Origin of the sequence: Chryseobacterium sp. YR221 (genome assembly GCF_900176315.1) — a bacterium.
In the GTDB taxonomy this organism is placed as follows: domain Bacteria; phylum Bacteroidota; class Bacteroidia; order Flavobacteriales; family Weeksellaceae; genus Chryseobacterium; species Chryseobacterium rhizosphaerae.
Window position 1 is genome coordinate 1 of sequence record NZ_FWXM01000015.1, and the last position, 2,704, is coordinate 2,704.

The window sequence follows — 2,704 nt, forward strand, 5'->3', positions numbered from 1 at the left end:
CCCTTGGGACCTTCTCCAGCCCCAGGATGTGACGAGCCGACATCGAGGTGCCGAACCTCCCCGTCGATGTGAGCTCTTGGGGGAGACTAGCCTGTTATCCCCGGAGTACCTTTTATCCTATGAGCGATGGCCCTTCCATACGGAACCACCGGATCACTATGTCCTGCTTTCGCACCTGATCGACTTGTTGGTCTCACAGTCAAGCACCCTTATGCCATTACACTCTACGCACGGTTACCAAGCGTGCTGAGGGTACCTTTGAAAGCCTCCGTTACTCTTTTGGAGGCGACCACCCCAGTCAAACTACCCACCACGCAATGTCCTTCTATTCAGAAGTTAGGCTCCAAGTAAGTAAAGGGTGGTATTTCAACGTTGGCTCCACAAACACTAGCGTGCCTGCTTCAAAGCCTCCCACCTATCCTACACATTACTTACTCAAAGTCAATACGAAGTTATAGTAAAGGTTCACAGGGTCTTTTCGTCCCATTGCGGGTACTCGGCATCTTCACCGAGACTACAATTTCACAGAGCTCATGGTTGAGACAGTGCCCAGATCGTTACACCATTCGTGCAGGTCGGAACTTACCCGACAAGGAATTTCGCTACCTTAGGACCGTTATAGTTACGGCCGCCGTTTACTGGGGCTTCAGTTAATGCCTTCGGTTTAACCCTAAGCACCTTCCTTAACCTTCCAGCACCGGGCAGGTGTCAGACCCTATACTGCATCTTTCGATTTTGCAGAGTCCTGTGTTTTTGATAAACAGTCGCCTGGGCCTCTTTACTGCGGCCACCATTGCTGATGGCGTCTCTTCTCCCGAAGTTACGAGACTATTTTGCCTAGTTCCTTAACCATGATTCACTCTAGCACCTTAGGATTCTCTCCTCGACCACCTGTGTCGGTTTTGGTACGGGTTGCTTCACTTCGGCTTTTCTTGGAAGCACTTTCCCTACAGCAGCTTCGCCCGAAGGCTAGGCCTTGACTATTCCGTCAGTCTCCAGTAAGTACGGCACTCCGTCCCCTTTTTAGTGTGAGCAAGTATGGGAATATTAACCCATTGTCCATCCACTACCCCTTTCGGGTTCGCGTTAGGTCCCGACTAACCCTCAGCTGATTAGCATGGCTGAGGAAGCCTTGGTCTTTCGGTGAGCGGGTTTCTCGCCCGCTTTATCGTTACTTATGCCTACATTTTCTTTTCTATCCGCTCCACAATACCTCACGATACTGCTTCGGCGCAAATAGAATGCTCTCCTACCAGATATACCCCTAAGGTATAAATCCATAGCTTCGGTAATATGTTTATGCCCGATTATTATCCATGCCGGACCGCTCGACTAGTGAGCTGTTACGCACTCTTTAAATGAATGGCTGCTTCCAAGCCAACATCCTAGCTGTCAATGCAGTCCAACCGCGTTGTTTCAACTTAACATATATTTTGGGACCTTAGCTGTTGGTCTGGGTTCTTTCCCTCTCGGACATGGACCTTAGCACCCATGCCCTCACTGCCGTAGAACATTTATTAGCATTCGGAGTTTGTCAGGAATTGGTAGGCGATGAAACCCCCGCATCCAATCAGTAGCTCTACCTCTAATAAACTTATATACGACGCTGCACCTAAATGCATTTCGGAGAGTACGAGCTATCTCCCAGTTTGATTGGCCTTTCACCCCTACCCACAGGTCATCCGAAGACTTTTCAACGTCAACCGGTTCGGTCCTCCACTCTGTGTTACCAGAGCTTCAACCTGCCCATGGGTAGATCACAAGGTTTCGCGTCTAATCCTACTAACTAACCGCCCTATTCAGACTCGCTTTCGCTCCGGCTCCGGTACTTAATACCTTAACCTCGCTAGTAAAATTAACTCGTAGGCTCATTATGCAAAAGGCACGCCGTCACACCATATAGGTGCTCCGACCGCTTGTAGGCGTACGGTTTCAGGTTCTATTTCACCCTTCTATTCGAAGTGCTTTTCACCTTTCCTTCACAGTACTTGTTCACTATCGGTCTTTCAGGAGTATTTAGCCTTGGAGGATGGTCCCCCCATATTCAGACAGGATTTCACGTGTCCCGCCCTACTCATTTATCACTCAAATATGCCTTTCATTTACGGGGCTATCACCCTCTACGGCTGTTCTTTCCAGAACATTCTATTAAACATATATCAGCTTTTGGGCTAATCCGCTTTCGCTCGCCACTACTTACGGAATCTCTTCGATTTCTTTTCCTCCGGGTACTTAGATGTTTCAGTTCTCCGGGTTTGCTCCTATTACTAGGTGACTGGTCTTCAACCAGCCGGGTTGCCCCATTCGGACATCTGCGGATCAATTCGTGTGTGCCGATCCCCGCAGCTTTTCGCAGCTTACCACGTCCTTCTTCGCCTCTGAAAGCCTAGGCATCCGCCATACGCCCTTAACGATTTCTTTCCTAATTATTAATTAGTTCAGTATTTTTTGATAAAATTTAATTTATCGATATTTTTATAAACTCGGCACTCGAAAGTGCTCGGTTATCTCTTTGTGATGTCTTTACCGTTAATGTCAATGATCTTAATGTCTTCTTTTCAAACTGATGAACAAATGTTGTTTTTGGCTCCATTCGTAACTTTTAAATCAGTTCTCCAAAACTGTGGAGAATAAGGGAGTCGAACCCTTGACCTCCTGCGTGCAAGGCAGGCGCTCTAGCCAGCTGAGCTAATTCCCCCTCTAG

At 48.0% G+C, this 2,704-nt stretch carries 1 tRNA gene and 1 rRNA gene; both read right to left on the reverse strand.

Features of this window, described 5'->3' with window-relative positions:
- Positions 1–2,421: ribosomal RNA gene (locus tag B8967_RS22245) — 23S ribosomal RNA — on the reverse strand; the annotation flags it as partial.
- 203 nt (positions 2,422–2,624) lie between these two features.
- Positions 2,625–2,698, reverse strand: a tRNA-Ala gene (locus tag B8967_RS22250).
- Between the last annotated feature and the right edge of the window lie 6 nt (positions 2,699–2,704).